The organism is Thalassotalea montiporae, assembly GCF_053485855.1.
Genome location: NZ_JBQRUO010000001.1, coordinates 429110 through 446765 on the forward strand (window position 1 = coordinate 429110; position 17656 = coordinate 446765).

Here is a 17656-nt window from a genome sequence, read left to right on the forward strand (position 1 = left end):
AAATTATTAAGAAACCTCAGCTCAGGATAATTAATGTACTTCTAGCAGCTATTTACACTGCTATCTGTGTTGAATTCACTTGCAATAGACTAGCTATTGACGCGTAAATTCGCCTTGATATCAGCAAAAATATCATGCTAGAAGAAGGTTTTAATTGTAACTTTGGGATTAAATTTGTTTTTCACTATTTCTTATCCCGAGCCGAGGTTAATAAGTCTTTTTTAACCTAATCTACTTAACCTAAACCTACTAAGGTTGCTTAATGCAAAAAATGCACTCAGTACTCGCCAATTTTACTCGACGTTATGTTTTATTATTTGCGTTGAATGTTGTTTTGGTGATCGCTGCTTTTTACCAATTACGCGTTCATTATCAAGAGCAGCAAATCTTTCAGCAAGTGTCGATAACAGCTAATGAACAGCGCAATTTGCTTCAACAAATAACCCTATTACTGCAAAGTTATCAGCAAGGTAATGAAACTGATAGTGATACCAAGTTAGCGACCAAAGTAATTTCTACGGCAACCAGAATGCGAGATAACCTCAGTGTCTTAGTGCAACATGTTGGTTTGTTAATGGAAAATAAATCGTCAGAATTCTCAAGAAATTACGACGCATACCATGATTTGAGCCAACGCCTTACTGCTTATTTGGACAGCGCTGAAGCACTGGCACGTGCCCCCTCAATTTCTACCGAGCAACAAGTGCAAGTTAGGGCGTTAGTAGGCGATGATTTTGTTAACTTGCTTGAGCATGCTTTAGATGTTTTTCAGCAAGAGGCAAGCGAACGATATCATGCGAGTGAGCGCAAAGGTTATGTGATTTGGTCAGTCACTATTTTGGTCTTTTTGTTTGTTGCTTATTATGCCTATTACGTGATGCGCAAACTATTGCGCGACACATACTCAAAGTTAAGTAATGAACGCAATCGTGCTTCAGACTTTCAGTTTGCCATTAATAAACACTCACTCGTATTACAATTCGACCAGCAAGGTACCATCACGTTTTATAACAAGCGTTTTAGTCAAGTGTATGGTTACCAGCCAGATGCGCTTTTGTTTCAACCAGTCGAAAAGCTGCGTAGCGATCATCACAGCGATAGCTTTATTGAAAAAATTTATCAAACCTTACGTACTGGTAATGTCTGGCGTGGTGAGTTGTGCACGCTCTCAAGTTACGGTCGCAAACTTTGGTTCACGACTACCATAGTGCCATTAAAGGCAGATACCAAACGCAACAAATTCATCCTTATTCAAAACGATATTACTGAGCAACGACGAACGGAACTTGCCTTAAAGCGTATACACGAAATCACCACAGACAGTAACGCTGACCTTGACGATAAAATGCAGCAAATTTTAGCGTTAGGCTGTGATTTATTTCACCTGCCTAATGGCATTATTAGTCAAATTGAAGATGATGATTATGTGATTCTGAGTGCCCGTAGTCCTGACGATGCTTTACAGCCAGGAGATACTTTCACTCTGGCTAAAACTTATTGTTTTCATACGCTAAATGCTAATAAACCCATGGCAATTGAACACGTTGCTAACAGTGAGTTAAGTGGTCACCCTTGCTATCAAGAGTTTGCTTTAGAAACCTACATAGGTACGCCACTGTGGGTTGATGGCAAACGTTATGGCACCATGAATTTTTCTAGTGATTCGCCTTCGGCGCAGAGCTTTAAAGATTCAGACATTGAGCTATTGCAACTTATGGCGCATTGGGTTGGTTATGAGCTAACACGCAGTCGTCAGCGCGACCAACTTTCTGGTCAACAGCAGTTAATGGAGCACATGAGCCAATTGGCGCGTCTAGGTGCATGGGAAGTTGATTTAAAAACGAATCACATCTATTGGTCGTCTATGACCAAGCAAATTCATGAAGTGCCGGCAGATTATGTGCCTGAATTGGCTACGGCGATAAACTTTTATAAAGAAGGTCGTAGCCGCGACCTTATTACTCAGTTGGTTGAACGTTCTATCGCTTATGGTGAATCTTATGAGCAAGAACTGGAGTTAGTTACCGCAACAGGCCGTGAAATATGGGTCATTGCCAAGGGCGAAGCAGAATTTGAAGACGGTGAGTGCGTGCGTTTGTATGGCTCATTTCAAGACATTACCGAACGCGTTAAAGCGCAGCAGGCACTATCCGACAGCAATGAGCGATTAGCTTCGGTAATACATGCTACCGCCGTTGGTATCTGGGATTGGGAGATTGACACCGACGAGGCTGTACTCAACGAGCGATGGGCGAATATTATTGGCTATACCTTAGAAGAGCTAGCACCAGTCAGTGCCAAGTCTTGGTCGTTAAGGGTTCATCCTGATGACCTACCAAAATCTCAACTTGAACTTGAACGTCATTGGCGCGGTGAAACCGAGCGTTACAATTGCGAAACCCGTTTACGCCACAAAAACGGACATTGGCTGTGGGTGTTAGACACGGGCAAGGTTGTCGAGTGGCACGAAGACGGCCGACCTAAGCGAATGATCGGAACACATCTCGATATCAGCGAACAAAAAGCTGCAGCTCGTAAAATCACGGAAAGTAACCGCCGTATGAGCTTAGCTGCTGATTCTGCAGGGATCGGGATTTGGGACTTTAACGTGTTGACCAATGAGCTCCAATGGGACGAGTGGATGCTCAAACTCTATGGTCTTGAGCGTGATAACTTCTCAGGTGCGCTGTCTGCATGGAGGCAAGGACTGCATCCAGACGACAGAATTCAAATTAATGAACTCTTACAAAAGGCAATCAGCACTGCTAGTAAGTTTGACGCACAATTTCGAATTATTCGTCCATCGGGCGAAGTGCGTTACATCAAAGCCTCAGCCATCAATACGGTCAATGAGGCAGGGCAAGTTACTAATCTAATTGGTGTAAATTACGATGTGACCGACAGGATGCGTGACGAACTTGCGCTTAAAGCAGCGAAAACGCAGGCTGAATCTGCGGTTAAAGCCAAGAATGAATTTCTTGCCAGCATGAGCCATGAGATTCGTACACCAATGAATGGTGTTATTGGCATGTTAGAGCTGCTGCAAGACAGTGAATTAGAGCGCGATCAACAACACAAAGTGCAACTAGCGCAAAGTAGCGCAAACTCATTGTTACAGTTGATTAATGATATTTTAGATTTCTCTAAAATTGATGCCGATAAACTAGATCTGGAAGCGATTGTGTTCGATCTTGCTCATATGATGGGTGAGTTGAGCGAAGCGATGGCGCCACAGGCTCAGCGCAAAGGCATTGAATTAATCCTTGATACGGTTGGGCTGAGCGACCGACAAGTCATCGGTGATCCAAGCCGTATCAGGCAAGTGCTGACTAATTTAATTAGTAATGCAATTAAGTTTACGCACAGTGGTGAAGTGGTTATTTCAGCAAGTCTGACGGAAGAAGATGAAACTTATTGGCGTTTGCGGCTGGTTGTCAAAGATACTGGCATTGGCATACCACAAGATAAACTGCATTTATTATTTGAAAAATTCCGTCAAGTTGACTCATCAACAACTCGCCATTACGGTGGTACCGGCCTTGGTTTAGCGATTGTTAAGAAGCTTTGTCAGCGCATGAATGGCAATGTATCGGTCAGCACAGTGCAAGATAAAGGTAGCGAATTTACTTGTGATATTCGGGTTGGCAAAACACCGCAAATTGTTGCCAGTATGCCGGAAGTTGATATCAGTGAACTGACTATTCTTTTGGTGGATGATAATGACACCAATCGCGAAGTCTTAAACCGCCAGCTCACTCAATGGGGAGCGAATGTGACGAGTTGTAGTAGTGGTGAACAAGCACTACTGATTTGTCAGCAACGCATTGAAGCTAAGCAGCCGCTATTCGATATTGGTATTTTAGATATGCAAATGCCAACCATGGATGGTGAAATGCTGGCGCGTGAGTTAATCAAGCTTGACCCTGAACATCAGATGAAACTGATTGTGATGACATCGATGCAAACGCCGGGTGATGCAAAACACTTTGCACAAATGGGCTTTAGTGGTTACTTCCCAAAACCTGCAACGATTAACGATTTGCGCGCCGCAGTTAATATTATTGCTGATGATGGCGAAGCGCTGCGTTTTGCCAAGCCACTTGTGACAAGACATTACATTAGTGAACTAGGTAGCCAAAGTGAGCAGGGCAACCAAAGTGAACAGGGCAGCCAAGACAGAGTAAATGACCAGCCAAACACGTTAGAACAGCTCGCTGAGAATAACAACAGCCCAATATCGATAGTCGAAACTGAGCGTGTGACGTCAATCAGCACCAGTTCGCAACCTGAGGAAAATCCAGCGACGCAGCATAAAATTTTGCTGATAGAAGACAACCGCGTTAATCAAATGGTTGCTAAAGGGGTGCTGAATAAGTTGGGCTACAGCTGCTATATTGCAGCCAATGGTCTTGAGGCGATAGCTATGTTAAGTGCGAGCAATGCGCACTACGATGTGGCTTTGATGGATATTCAAATGCCTAAAATGGATGGCTATCAAGCAACACGTGCGATTCGTGCTGGCGATGGTGGTAAGCGGCATCAAGAAATGGTGATTATTGCCATGACAGCGAATGCCATGGCAGGAGATAGAGAAAAGTGTTTAGCGGCAGGCATGAATGATTATTTGAGCAAGCCGATTAATAAAGACGCGCTATCTGAAATGCTAAATCGCTACCTTGCTGTCGTGAGTTAGCACTGTCGTAATTATCACTCGTGTAAGTCACTAGCATCACGAAAAGCTTCAGGTGTTAAATGATGGCGATTTAACAGCTTGTAAAATTCGCTACGATTGCGCTGAGCAATTCTAGCGGCTTGCGTTACATTGCCATTAGTTAGTCGCAGTAACTTGGCTAGATAGTCGCGCTCAAATTGCTCTCTAGCCTGTGCAAAAGAAGGCAGTACACCGGGTTTGTTGCGCAGTGCATTGCTAATTAATTGCTCGCTAATGAGTGGCTCAGTTGCAAGTGCAATACTTTGTTCCACAACATTTTCCAATTGACGAATATTGCCAGGCCAAGGGGCAGTAATTAATAGCTCCATCGCTTCTTGGGTAAACCCAGTGACATTAACACTGTCGGTTTGGTTTTTGCTCTTGTGAAGAAAGTGCTGTGCGAGCAACGGAATATCTTCACGGCGCTCTGCTAACGGCGGAATTTCGAGCTCGACGACATTAAGCCGATAATAAAGATCTTCTCTAAATTTACCTTCGAGTATCGCTTTGCGCAGATTTTTATGGGTCGCTGAAATAACCCGAACATCAACTGCAATTGACTGCGTGCTACCGACCGGGCGAATCTCTTTTTCTTGCAACGCACGTAGCAACTTAACTTGAAAATTCATTGGCATATCGCCAATTTCATCGAGAAATAAAGTGCCACCATCGCACGCTTCAAACAGGCCAATGTGGCGCTTATCTGCCCCTGTAAATGCACCTTTGACATGGCCAAAGAGTTCTGACTCTAGTAATGCTTCAGGGATTGCTGCGCAGTTGATTGCGGTAAATGGCTGGCTTGATCGCTTACTGGCTTGATGAATGGCATTGGCGAGCAATTCTTTGCCTGTACCGCTTTGACCGTGTATTAATAAACTAAAATTGCTTTGTGCCACCTGTTTCGATTGCACCAGTAGTTGAGCCATTTTTGAGCTTCGGCAAATTATACGTTTACGCCAGTTTTCGTCAGCTGTGTCATTGGCGTGCAAAGGCTGCAATTTGAGTGCTTGTTCAACCGTATCTAATAATTGTTTACTCTCAAAGGGTTTGGTTAGAAAGCTAAACACCCCTTGTTTCGTCGCATTAATAGCATCGGGAATTGTGCCGTGTGCGGTCATGATGACAACGGGTAAGTGGGGATGACGGGCGCGAATTTGCTCAAATAGCGCAAAACCGTCCATCCCTTCCATTTTTAAGTCGCTAATCACCATATCTGGCTGAAAGCTTGTCATTACACCAAGCGCAACCTTTGCGTTCTCAGCAGTTTCAATTTGATAGCCAGCACCGGCTAAGCGAATACTGAGCAATCTAAGCAAGCTAGGATCGTCGTCTACAACAAGAATTCGGGCATGCTCAGTGGCGCTATCCGTAGTGTTCTTTGTGACGTTTTCTTTGGAGAATAGGGAAGTAGACATTACTGATGTTCTCTTGCGTTGAGCTGAGCTTCAATAGCTTTAAGTTGTTCAAGTTTTTCATTGAGCGAGGTATTTGCTTGCTGATACATGGCAAGCTTAATTGTCAGTTTGGCGATTTCTTGTTGGCTTTGCTCAATCGTTTTTTCATTCGCTTGTATGAGTAAAAGTTGTTGGTTGAGTTGATCGCGCAACATTGTGACAAAGGCCAAATCAGCGGGGCTGACATTGGCATAAATGTATTGGTTGAACTCCCCTTGATTAAGCATAGCTTTCGCTGTGTATGGGTTGTGAATGGAAGTGCTAGGTAAACTTCTCAGTAACAGTAAGAATAAATCAGCATCTGGGTTATCTTTTGCTTTGCGCGACTGTTGCAGTGCCACTTCACTAGCCAGTTGTTCAGGCTCTAAACCTTTTAGCCATTGATAATAGCCACTCAAGTTAAGTTGACCGATAGTATTTATCCGAGCATTTGCATCTATTGAATGTAATTCCTGCGGTTGAGAAGAAGTAGGCGAGGAGGGCAAGATTAAATGACTGCACCCTATTAATAAGTTGATAGCAAATAGACCAATAACAACTTTGATACGCTTCATGCTAGGACTCCTGCCCACTAGGGCGCGGTAAGTTTACGACAAATTGGCTGCCGTGAGTGTGCTCACTTTGGTTGGAATTTACGGTAATTTTGCCATTTAAACGCATCACTAACTCTTGCACTATGGTAAGACCAAGTCCGCTGCTGTCTATCTCACTGGTATTCGCCAACTTGCCCTGATAAAAGGCATCAAATATTTGTTCCATCTCTTGTGCTGACATACCCGGCCCATTGTCGCTAATTGAGAGTATTAGTTTCTCTTTATCTAGCTTAGTCGCTACTGTGATGGTATCGCCATGATGTGTGTATTTGATTGCGTTCGATAAGAGGTTCTCAACTACCACGGTAAGCTGTTTCTGATTAGTCATGAGTTGAACATCAACTAACGTTAAATCAACTGTTAACGCTTTACGTTGCAGCGCGAGTTTATGTTGGCTGACAACGTTTTCAATAACATCTGACACTTTGGTTAGCTGACGGTCTTGCAAACTCGTGGAATCAAGCACAATGTTAAACGCTAACAAGTCTTCAATAAGCTGCTGTAAGCGCATAACGCTATTAACGATAATGCCACTGACCTCTTGCTGGCCTGCATTTAATGCTCCTAAGCTGCTGTCGTTTAACAAGGCACTCCCTTCACGAATTGCTGCTAGCGGTGTTTTTAATTCATGAGAAATATGGCGGATAAACGATGATTTTTGCAGTTCTAGCGCCCTTAATCGAACCCGCATAGTCTCTAATGCTCGGGCGATATTGTTAATTTCTTTTGGACCGCCTAAGGCAAAGGCATGCTCAAAATTATCTTGCGTCAGGTGCGCAATTTGCTGAGTTAACCGGCGCAGTGGTCGATTGATCAAATAAACAAAAATCGCCGCAATCAGCAAACTGATGGGCACGATAACTAGGCTTTGATAAATAACGCTATCAACTTTTTCTGTTTGTCCACGAATGGCATGGGCTTTTAACTGAATTAGCTGATCACTGCGTTCTCTTAGTGCTTGGCTCAAGGGGGCTATATCGCGAAATGCCTGGCTGACCTCTTCAAGATTATTTAGATCTCTGGGTAAACGTTCAGCGACCCAACTTAATTGCTGATTAAGTGCGTCAATATTGCTGTCGAGTTTCGGATCTTTAATTTTGGCAAGTTGGCTATCCAAAATATTGACCGCTTTAAAGTGTTCAACCGTGAATCTGTCTAATAATTCAATTTCTTTAAGTACGATGTATTGGCTGGCAAAGCGCTCAGCTTTAGTGAGTGTTTGACTGAGATCTTGGTTCGCCTCCACCAAAGTAGACACTGCCAATATCGATTGCACACCTAAGGTTGATGCTGCCTTAGTTTGCTCTGCAATAAACAGTAAAGCCGCAAACAAAGGCCCAATAACACTAAAAAAACCTAATACTGCCAAGTGCTTAATTGACAACTGTCGAATCGTTCGTTGCACTCGTGCTAGCAGCGGTAGATCGCTAGTCATGCTGATTTTCGCTCTAAAAGATTGAATATGATTGTTATCACTTTAAAGGTGTTTAATTGCTAAACACAAGCGTGTTGCTTTTTGGCAACAGTGCAAGAGTTATTCGCTTTGTTTGGCTAACGTTTTGATAAATATAAATAAAAACCTCTGGAGTAAAGGAGCCTGCAAAGTTTAGTTATTTCCTTGTTTATATCTGTCGTTGATAAACAACAATTCTGCACTGTGAAAATAGTTAATATTTATATATTTCAATGGTTTGCCTTCTTGGTACGGCAAGTGCAATAGAACAGGAGCACAAGAGCAATAGCACAGGTGCGATAACTGCATTCTGGTTATTAAAGGAGCATAGACATTTGTTATTGCATGCGAAACGTCTGACTCCTCAAACCAGCGATATTATAGAAACAAGGATATTACATCATGAAAAACATAAGCTTACTTGAAGTATCTGCATTGGTATTTGCCGTAGCTGTTTGTTCAATTACGGTACAAGCTAACGAAGATCCAAAAGAAAAAGCAGCGCTTGATAAGGCCAAGGCTCAAATGGAAGAAAAATCTGTGAAAGCAGGCCATATGGTGTCGCATGACAAGCTGTTTGCCCCGCTTGATATCGACAGCAATGGCGTGATCAGCGAACAAGAGCTGAGCATGAGTAAGAATAAACTACTCAAAGAGCAGTTCAAAAAAATTGATCGCAATGAAGATAAAGGTATCAGCGAAGAAGAGTTGAAGAGCTTTCTTGCCAAAGTTGATGTCAAAAAGAACTTCTAGGCAGTTTATACCCGTTTGGTATTAAACGTTTCCGCATAACTTATAAAGAGTATTTTCTCCCATCTTGCCGATTGTACCCCCAACCTGCAATCGGCTTTTTTACAACACATAACTTATTAAAATAAGTAACATAGGACAATAAGGTAGCACGATGACTGAAGCTATTTCACGATGTGTGCGCATGGATGACTGGATTTTTGAAATCAAGTTAGTACGCGCTCTAAAAGTTGATAGCTATGGACAGCCATATAGGGCGATTGCCCAACTAAACGTTAATGGTGACTTTGCGTTTTTAGACGGTAGTTTACACGCCGGTGAAGAAGGTTTTTCCGCGCAAGATATTGCCACCTTCCAAAAATTCTGTCAGATGTTAGAGGTAAAAGAGCTACGCCTGGGCGCAGAGCCACAGTTACCGAACCGACAAGAAGTAGTCAAAAAAATAGGTAAAGCTGCCCGTAAAATTGCTTAAACAAGCTGATTGCTTAAGCAGGTACAGTTTTATATGCTAGAGCAAAAAGTAAGCGAGGAATAGCTTGTGCAGCAAAGGTTTAGTGTTGAAATTTGTTGTCATAATCCATTGGTTGGATACCATTTTCAAACCAGTAAAGCCGATCGCGGTGTGGTGGTCATTGCCGCTGCGATGGGTGTGGAGCAAAAGTTTTATTTTGACTTTGCTCAGTGGTTGGCAGAGCAAGGATTCGAGGTACTTACTTTTGATTACCGTGGCATGGGGCAGTCATTGCGACAACCGCTTGCACAAGTCTCGATAACTATTTCTGATTGGGTACAGCAAGATTGTGTTTACATGATCGACAAAGCTGAGTTACTTGCGCAAGGAAAACCTATCTATTGGTTAGGCCATAGTTTAGGTGGGCAAGTCTTTGCGATGATCCCCAATCGACACAAGGTAACACAATTAATTACGGTAGCCTCGGGTTCAGGTTATTGGAAAACATCAGACATTAAAATTAAATCTGTTTCGTTAATGTTGTGGTTTTTAGTGGTGCCGATTGCAACTCGTCTTGTTGGTTATTTTCCGGGTAAAAAGCTCGGTATCATTGGTGATTTACCTTATGGGGTGATGCGCCAGTGGCGGCAATGGTGTCTAAATCCAGACTACTTAGTTGGTTGTGAGGGTAACCAAGTGCGCGAACAATACCATGCGTTAACGTTGCCGATTACAGCCTTAGCTTTTCAGGACGACGAACTGATTAACTATGCCAGTGTTGATAAGCTGCATAGCTTTTATCAAACAGCTGAAAAAAATCATCAATATATTTCACCGAAAGAACAAAACCTTGAACAGATTGGTCACTTTGGTTTCTTTCGATCTAAGCATGCACAGACGCTGTGGCCAGCTTTTATTACGCCTATTTTTGATTGCTCATAGTAGTACGCTAGTTGTTCGATAATTATGCGAACTTGCTAATCATTGCTCCCTCTATACTTAAACCAACGATTACAATTAGTTACGTTGATTTAATTTTGACTAAGTTATTATTTTGACTGCTTGGTCAACTCTATTGCTTTTCTGATTTATCTAAATTGCGTGCAGTAACACCTTGTTACATATACATGCAATTACTTAGCTTGGAATAATTTGCCATTAAGCCACTGGTATAGCGGCTTAAGATAGGCATATCCCAAATAAAGTTATGAATTTGAGTGGTCTTGCATCTATTTCTATAGTTATTGATAATGATCAAATTTTGATCGGATTCATGGATGAGTTTATTGATAAAAAACAAATAAATTACAAATTTTATATAAAAAATCAGGCGTAATCATTGGGGTAAATATTATGAGCGGTGTAGAAGTTTTATTTCCAGAATCAGAGCAGCTGGTTTCAATCACGGATACCCGTGGTGTGATCACATATGCCAATGAAGAGTTCTGTAAAATTGCTGGCTATAGTGAAGACGAGTTAATTGGCCAGCCGCACAATATTGTTCGTCACCCAGATATGCCTAAAGTGGCTTTTGGCGACTTATGGGAAAAGCTAAAACGCGGCGACTCTTGGCGTGGTTTAGTGAAAAACCGCTGTAAAAATGGCGATTATTACTGGGTAGATGCCTTTGTCACACCACTCTACGAAGGCGGAGTCGTTACTGGTTATCAATCTGTGCGTTGTAAACCTAGCCAAGCACAAAAAGATCAGGCTCAAGCACTTTATGATGCTGTTAATCAAGAAAAGTCACTGACTGACTTTCATGCAAATCGCCCACTGAAACTTAGCTTGGCTGGAGTGGTAACAATGCTCACTGCTGTTCTACTTTACTGGCAGACAGGCGCTTTGAGCCTAGCGTTTTTACCTTTTTTGCTGGTAGCAATATTGGTCGTTATTTTTTCCGAAGAATTTATTCGCCTCCCTAGGTATGTGGCCGAATCAAAAGCCCTATACGATAGCCCAACGCGTTTGATTATTAGCGGTAAAGGAAGTGTCGGTATTATTGATTATCCTCGTCAAATATTATCAGCCAAAATTCGCACCGTGTTGGGGCGTGGTAATGATTCAGGCCGTAAGCTAAAGCGTGTTGCTGAGCAGTTACAAACATCAACCGGTGAAGCGTTTGCTCGCATCATGGAACAAAGCGGTCACTTTGATCAATTAGCTGCGGCAATTACGCAAATGAGTGGTAGCTTTGAAGAAGTGAATCAGAATACCGCTAATGCCTACGAAAAAGTCCGTGAAGTACAAGCGACATGTGATGATGCCATTGAAATTGTTAACTCTAGTCAAACAAAAATCAGTACATTGGCTGGGGAAGTTGATAATGCCGCAAGCACGGCACATAAATTAGTGAGTGATGCCGATGAGATATCGACTGTCATGGCGGAAATCGAAGGTATTGCCGACCAAACAAATCTATTAGCTTTAAATGCTGCCATTGAAGCTGCGCGCGCTGGCGAGCAAGGACGTGGCTTTGCTGTTGTTGCTGACGAAGTGCGCACCTTAGCAAGTCGTACCCAAGGAGCGACAGAGCAAATTCGTGGTTCAGTGAAAGAGTTACAAGCGACGTTAACCTCATGGAGTAATTTAATGTTGGTCAGTAAAGATAATGCAGAGCAATGTAATTCGGAGTCTGTTCAAGCAAAACAGGCGATGGATAAAGTCATTCATATGATGCATGAACTTGACAATGTTACTTCGCAAATTGCCGCTGCGACGGAAGAGCAAAGTGTCGTTACCGAGCAGCTTAGAGAAAGTGTTCAGACTATTACTGATAGCTCGCATCGCAGTAATGAAATAGTGCGACAAGTTGAGCAAAACAGTATTGATGTTTTCAGCAATGTTGAAGACATTGAAGAGCTAACAACAACGTTTAATTAATTCATTGACCTATAATCAATAAACAACAGGGCTGTTTAGGTAATATGTCGCAACTTCACATTATAGGGTGAGGTTGCAACCACATTACGACTTTAAGTGGCCTTTGTTATCCGGTTTTAATATATGACTAACGATCTAGCGCAGTTTTTTGGCATCCAGTCCAGTCAAGGACGGTATCGTCATGCGTTGCATAGTATTCAAGAAAAGCTACAACCTAGCCATTGCTTTATTGGTAAATTTGTCGATGACGATCAAGTAAGAACCGTATTGCATTTAGCCGATGGCAAAGAAGCGGAAAACTTCGTTTATCAACTTGCTGGCACTCCTTGTGCTAAAGCCAAAGAATCGCTTGGAACATGCAAGTTCTCAAGTGGTGTGCAGGAAATATTCCCCTATGATGATGCGCTAAAGGACTGGAAAATTGAAAGCTATATTGCCGTTACGATTCGATCATTTAACGATAAACCAGTTGGTATTTTAGTTTGTTTGTTTGATTGTCCAACTGATGTGGCGCCAAGTGATTGCGCTTGGTTTCGTGAAGTTGGCTACCTAATTGGTGCCGAATTTAAATATGAATTAAATTCTGTAGAAAATGAGCAGCTAATCTCACATATGTCACTGGGTGAATCGCTCGCAAAACTTTGTACGCTTGAGTGGCATTTAAGCGCTGATACCGTGTTTGCTAGTGATTATGCTTATCAACTTTTTGGTTTATCAGAGCAGCAGCAACTTACACGTAAACAATTAGCAGCACTAATTGTACCGAGAGATCATCAAAAAATAACTGAACAGTTGGCGGCTATCGAACAAGGCGATGTTGAATGCTTTGCTATTGAAGTTGAAATTACGACGCCTGCTGGCGAGAGTAAACACCTAAAAGTGTTGGGTGAAACCAAAACAGATAGCCTTACCGATGAACTCGTTGTGCAATTGAGCATTCAGGATATTACTGAACAGCAGCAACTGATTAAGCGACTGGGTTTGGCTGATACCGTGCTAGAAAATGCTTCTGAAGCAGTAATGATTTCTGATAGTAAAAACAAAATTGTATGGGTTAATAAAGCGTTAGAAAATTTAACTGGCTATGATGAAGCAGAGCTAATTGGCCAAGACCCCGCTATTTTTAGCTCAGGTAAACAAGACGCAGATTTTTACCAAGATATGTGGGAAACCTTAGTTGAAAAGGGAGTTTGGCGCGGTGAAATTTATAACCAACGAAAAAATGGTGAAATTTTTCCAGAAGAGTTATTGCTCAATGCCGTAAAAGACGAGCACGGAGAGATTACTAACTACGTCGCTATATTTAGTGATATTAGCGAATGGAAAGAAACTGAGCGACGTTTGCGCTTTTATGCTGATAAAGAGCCGTTAACTGGACTAGCTAATCGTCGAGCTTTTATTGAAAGTGTCGATTCACAGGTCAAACGCAGTAAAGCGTCTCACCAGCCTTTTGTGGTGATGTACCTTGATATCAACCGTTTTCAAGAGATTAATGATATTTACGGCCATGTGATGGGTGACTTTTTGTTGGTCGCTGTTGGTAAGCGATTGCAAGAGGCCTACGACAATCACGACCTTATTTGTCGTTATAGTGGCGATGAATTTACCTTGTTGTTGCCCAATAGCGATCTCAAACAAGCGAAAATGAAAGCTGAGCAAATTCAACAGCTATTGTCAGCGCCTTTTGAGTTTAAACAACTTGCTCTATCAATACAGGTGAGCATTGGCTTGGCAGAGTTTTCTCAAGGCCTTTGTTGTGAAAACAATGCCACCGCAACTGAGCTTTTAAAAAATGCCAGTCATGCAATGCAGCGGGCAAAAGCGAACAGTAACCGTGAAAGCTCAAATAAACACGCGATTGGCGTTCATGACCAGCAATTACAGCAACAGTACCTGCGTCGCTTGGCATTAAGAGACAAACTAAAACTCGCGCTAGCCGCACATGCATTAACGGTTAATTACCAACCCATTATTTGCGCTAAAACCCAGCAAATAGAAAAGTTTGAAGCCTTAGTACGATGGCATGATGATCAATTTGGTTTTGTCTCCCCTGGAGAGTTTATCCCCATCGCAGAAGAGTTTGGTTTAATTTCCAAGTTGGGCCAATTTGTGCTAGAGCGTGCTTGCCAAGATTTAGGGCGCTTACACCAACTAGGTTATGAGCACATTAGTTTTAGCATTAACCGCTCAATCAATGAATTTCGTACTGACAACGATCAAGTGGCGTTGGTGACGCAAGCCATAGCCAAGTATGCTATTCCGGCTGACAAAGTTGTTATTGAGATTACAGAGTCAGTGGCTATGTCATCGAATCATTACGTAAATGAGGCATTGGCTAAGCTTAAAGATACAGGTGTTAAAATTGCGCTAGATGACTTCTGCACTGGCTTTTCATCCATTAGTAACCTGATTGAATACCCAGTCGACATTTTGAAAATCGATAAGTCGTTTGTGGATAATATTTTGATAGAACGCAATCAAAGCTTGCTGACACAAACCTTGATTGATCTTGCTGGTAAATTAGATATGCAAGTGATTGCCGAAGGCGTTGAAACCATAGAGCAACTCAATTGCCTGCGAGACTATGGCTGTAATCAAATTCAAGGCTACTATTTTAGTCCTGCGGTGCCAATTGATGAGTGTATTGCCTTGCTCGGCAAAGCTGCCAAAACCGCCAAAGAGACGCAGTAACACGCTGATATTAATGTTAAAGCTTGCGCAATAAGCCTGTATCTAGTTAATACAGGCTTATTGTTACAAAAATTAAATAACTCGCTTACCCATATATTAATGCTACCTAGCTTGCGCCAGCGTCAGTGAGAAAGCACTGCCTTTGCCTAACTCACTGGTCACGCTTAAGTCACTATTAAGTAGCTGACTCAAACGTTTACTAATGGCTAAGCCTAGGCCAGCATGTCGGTTCTTTTCTCCTTGTGCGTTACTGGCGCGATAGCGGGCATCAAATATGTAAGCTAAATCTTTTTGATGAATACCTGTGCCAGTGTCCACCACACTAATTCTCAACTTATCGTTCACTGGTGTGATTTGAACACTGATGTTGCCGTTTTCTGGCGTATGACGCAGCGCATTTTCAATAAGGTTAGTTAAAATACGCTCAAGTTTAGCTATGTCAGAATAAACTACACGCTCGCAGTGGTCGGGTAATAGCGATAAATTGATATGCTTTTGTTGTGCTTTTAGTGCAAATTTCGCAATGATGTCATGCAGTAATTCGCCAACAGCGAAAGCCTCGTTGTTTACTGACACTTGCCCATCTTCTAAGTGAGCTAGCTCAAATATTTGATCGATGAGCAGTTTGAGCTGTTCAACATTTCGCAGTGCTGTATTGATGTACTGCTGACGCTGCGAAATGTTCAGCTCTTCATTTTTAAGCGATAAGGTTTCTACATAGCCTTTCATCGCCGCCAACGGTGTTCGCAAGTCGTGAGATAGATGAGCCAGCAGTTCGCGACGAATTTTGTCGTTGTGTTTAAGCTGCTGAAATTGGCTATTGATTTGTTCCACCATGGCGACAAAATTAGCGCCGAGCTGCTCAACTTCATTTTGCTTAGTGCTCTCTTTGAACTCGTCATAAGTAGCTTCAGTTACGGCTTGGTCAACTGTTATCGTCGAGTTTGCGCGCCAGTGATTTAAACTAATTTTCTCCTGATCAAAGTTGGCATCACGAATGTTATTGATATCGCGTACCAACCGGCGAATAGGGCTAGTGAAACTGCGAAACAGCATAAGCAATAAAATCAACAACAGCAGTAAACTGCCGCCGAGTAGCGACAAGTGTTCTAACAATTGCTGATCAGACTTTACTTTTGCATAAGTTGAATCATAAATTTCGCCGCCAATGATCACGTATAAATAGCCTTGAAGCTTTTCACCCTTGTAAACAGGTGCTGCCGAGAATATTTTTTTCCTCGACAAGTGCCGTGGATCATCGCCAAAAATCGGTACTTGGTGAGGGGCATCAATAAGCTGCGATATTGGTGTTAGGTCGACTGATTTGCGTTTAATTTTGTCGGGCTTAGCTGAGTAGGTCAGAATCTTTCCGCTCGGATCGAGGAAGTAAAACTCAAATGCCGGGCCAAGCAGCATTAAGGTGTGAAACAGGTTTTCAAGGGCTGGTTTGTCGTAAACGCCGTCTTGTAGCAGAGGGTTGTCTTGCGCTAAGTGTTCCGCGAGCTCAATGTGAAGCTTTTGCTCAGCTTGAAATTGAGAATGCTGGGCAAGTGAGCTACTCCACCAAAAAAATAAATACCCCAATAAAGCAAACGTTAAGGTGACAGAAATCGCCAGCCGTTGGTAAAGAGAGTTGGCGATAACCTTCATCAATGCACTCCTGCTGAGTTGAGTTTGTAGCCTACGCCCCAAACGGTTTGAATAATTTGTGGCTGGGTAACATCTTTTTCCAGCTTGTTGCGCAAGCGGTTAATGTGGGAATTCACGGTATGCTCGTAGCCACTGTGGTGATAACCCCACACTGAATCAAGTAATTGGCTACGCGAAAACACTTGATCAGGATGCTTGCCTAAAAAGCTCAATAATTCGAATTCTGTGGAAGTTAAGTCGATAGCCGTGTCTTGGTAAGTCACTTTGTGACACTGGTGATCTACCGTTAGGTTGCCAATACATGTGACGGCCTTGGCTTGAGTTGGAATGGCTATACTCTGCAGGCTATGCACACGCCTTAATTGTGCTCTGACTCGCGCTTGCAGTTCCCGCACGCTAAAAGGTTTTGCCATATAGTCGTCAGCACCAAGCTCTAAGCCCAGCACCCGATCTGTTTCAGAGCTGCGCGACGTAAGCATCATGATAGCTTGCAATGGCTTGGCTTCGCGTAATTGTCGGCAAATATCCAAACCGCTCATATCGGGCAACATCACGTCGAGAATAACTAATTCATAGTCTTGGCTTAATGCTTCAGCTAAGCCTAGTTTTCCGGTGTGACATTTGTCAGGTGTTAAACCAAGTTCATGCATATGAACAGCAACTAGCTCAGCAATATCTTGTTCGTCTTCAATGATCAAAATTTTGTCAGTCATAATCCCTGGCCACCAGTTGGCTATTGCCAACTGCCTATTCTGTTTGTGTTATAAGAAAACTAACATTCGACCCTAATTCAGAAAAAGCTCAGAAAACTTTATAAAAGCTCATAAATATCCTGAATTAGAACCAATTTTTTAACTATCATCAGCACTTACAACACCTAAGTGGCAGTGACGGAAAAGGCCGAAAACAAAGCTTCCCGTCACTATCGATGATAGAGCTAATAATTCATGACCGGATAACATCACATTTTTATTCAGTCTTATTTAATTGTTTTTAAATAAATTAAAAGATAGGCAAAAG

Annotated in this window: 11 protein-coding genes; 6 read left to right on the forward strand and 5 right to left on the reverse strand. The window is 42.4% G+C overall.

Annotation, left to right across the window (positions count from 1 at the left end; genetic code table 11):
• Positions 1-262 precede the first annotated feature (262 nt).
• The gene (locus ACSLUR_RS01785) at positions 263-4693 is read left to right on the forward strand and encodes a PAS domain-containing protein (RefSeq protein ID WP_448551265.1); all 4431 of its coding nucleotides are present in this window, start codon (positions 263-265) and stop codon (positions 4691-4693) included.
• A gap of 14 nt (positions 4694-4707) precedes the next feature.
• On the opposite strand, the gene ACSLUR_RS01790 is transcribed toward ACSLUR_RS01785, so the two are convergent.
• Genes ACSLUR_RS01790 through ACSLUR_RS01800 form a run of 3 tightly spaced genes read right to left on the reverse strand, consistent with a single transcriptional unit; the run spans position 4708 to position 8193 of the window.
• Positions 4708-6126, reverse strand: a complete 1419-nt coding sequence (locus ACSLUR_RS01790; RefSeq protein WP_448551268.1) for a sigma 54-interacting transcriptional regulator — start codon at positions 6124-6126, stop codon at positions 4708-4710.
• On the reverse strand, positions 6126-6719 hold the full coding sequence (locus ACSLUR_RS01795; protein WP_448551270.1) for a hypothetical protein: 594 nt from the start codon (positions 6717-6719) through the stop codon (positions 6126-6128). The genes ACSLUR_RS01790 and ACSLUR_RS01795 overlap by 1 nt, the downstream gene beginning before the upstream one ends.
• 1 nt (position 6720) lies before the next feature.
• Positions 6721-8193 (reverse strand): sensor histidine kinase, encoded by a 1473-nt coding sequence (locus tag ACSLUR_RS01800; protein WP_448551272.1) that lies wholly within the window; start codon positions 8191-8193, stop codon positions 6721-6723.
• Between the two features lie 420 nt (positions 8194-8613).
• On the opposite strand from ACSLUR_RS01800, the gene ACSLUR_RS01805 reads away from it, so the two are divergent.
• The 5 genes from ACSLUR_RS01805 (at position 8614) to ACSLUR_RS01825 (ending at position 14986) form a co-directional block, all read left to right on the forward strand.
• Positions 8614-8964, forward strand: a complete 351-nt coding sequence (locus tag ACSLUR_RS01805) for an EF-hand domain-containing protein (RefSeq protein ID WP_448551274.1) — start codon at positions 8614-8616, stop codon at positions 8962-8964.
• Positions 8965-9115: 151 nt separating this feature from the next.
• A complete protein-coding gene (locus ACSLUR_RS01810; protein ID WP_448551276.1) occupies positions 9116-9433 on the forward strand; it encodes a hypothetical protein in 318 nt (105 codons plus the stop codon).
• Between the two features lie 66 nt (positions 9434-9499).
• Positions 9500-10354 carry an alpha/beta hydrolase family protein gene (locus ACSLUR_RS01815; RefSeq protein WP_448551278.1) on the forward strand — a complete coding sequence of 285 codons (855 nt, stop codon included), beginning with the start codon at positions 9500-9502 and terminating at the stop codon, positions 10352-10354.
• Between the two features lie 411 nt (positions 10355-10765).
• Complete coding sequence (locus ACSLUR_RS01820; RefSeq protein ID WP_448551280.1) at positions 10766-12295, forward strand: methyl-accepting chemotaxis protein; 1530 nt, start codon at positions 10766-10768, stop codon at positions 12293-12295.
• 123 nt (positions 12296-12418) lie between these two features.
• Positions 12419-14986, forward strand: coding sequence for an EAL domain-containing protein (locus tag ACSLUR_RS01825; protein WP_448551282.1), 2568 nt, complete (start codon positions 12419-12421; stop codon positions 14984-14986).
• A 102-nt stretch (positions 14987-15088) separates the two neighbouring features.
• Here ACSLUR_RS01825 and ACSLUR_RS01830 read toward each other — a convergent pair whose 3' ends face one another.
• Positions 15089-16627 carry a sensor histidine kinase gene (locus tag ACSLUR_RS01830; protein ID WP_448552963.1) on the reverse strand — a complete coding sequence of 513 codons (1539 nt, stop codon included), beginning with the start codon at positions 16625-16627 and terminating at the stop codon, positions 15089-15091.
• A gap of 8 nt (positions 16628-16635) precedes the next feature.
• Complete coding sequence (locus ACSLUR_RS01835; protein WP_448551284.1) at positions 16636-17349, reverse strand: winged helix-turn-helix domain-containing protein; 714 nt, start codon at positions 17347-17349, stop codon at positions 16636-16638.
• Between the last annotated feature and the right edge of the window lie 307 nt (positions 17350-17656).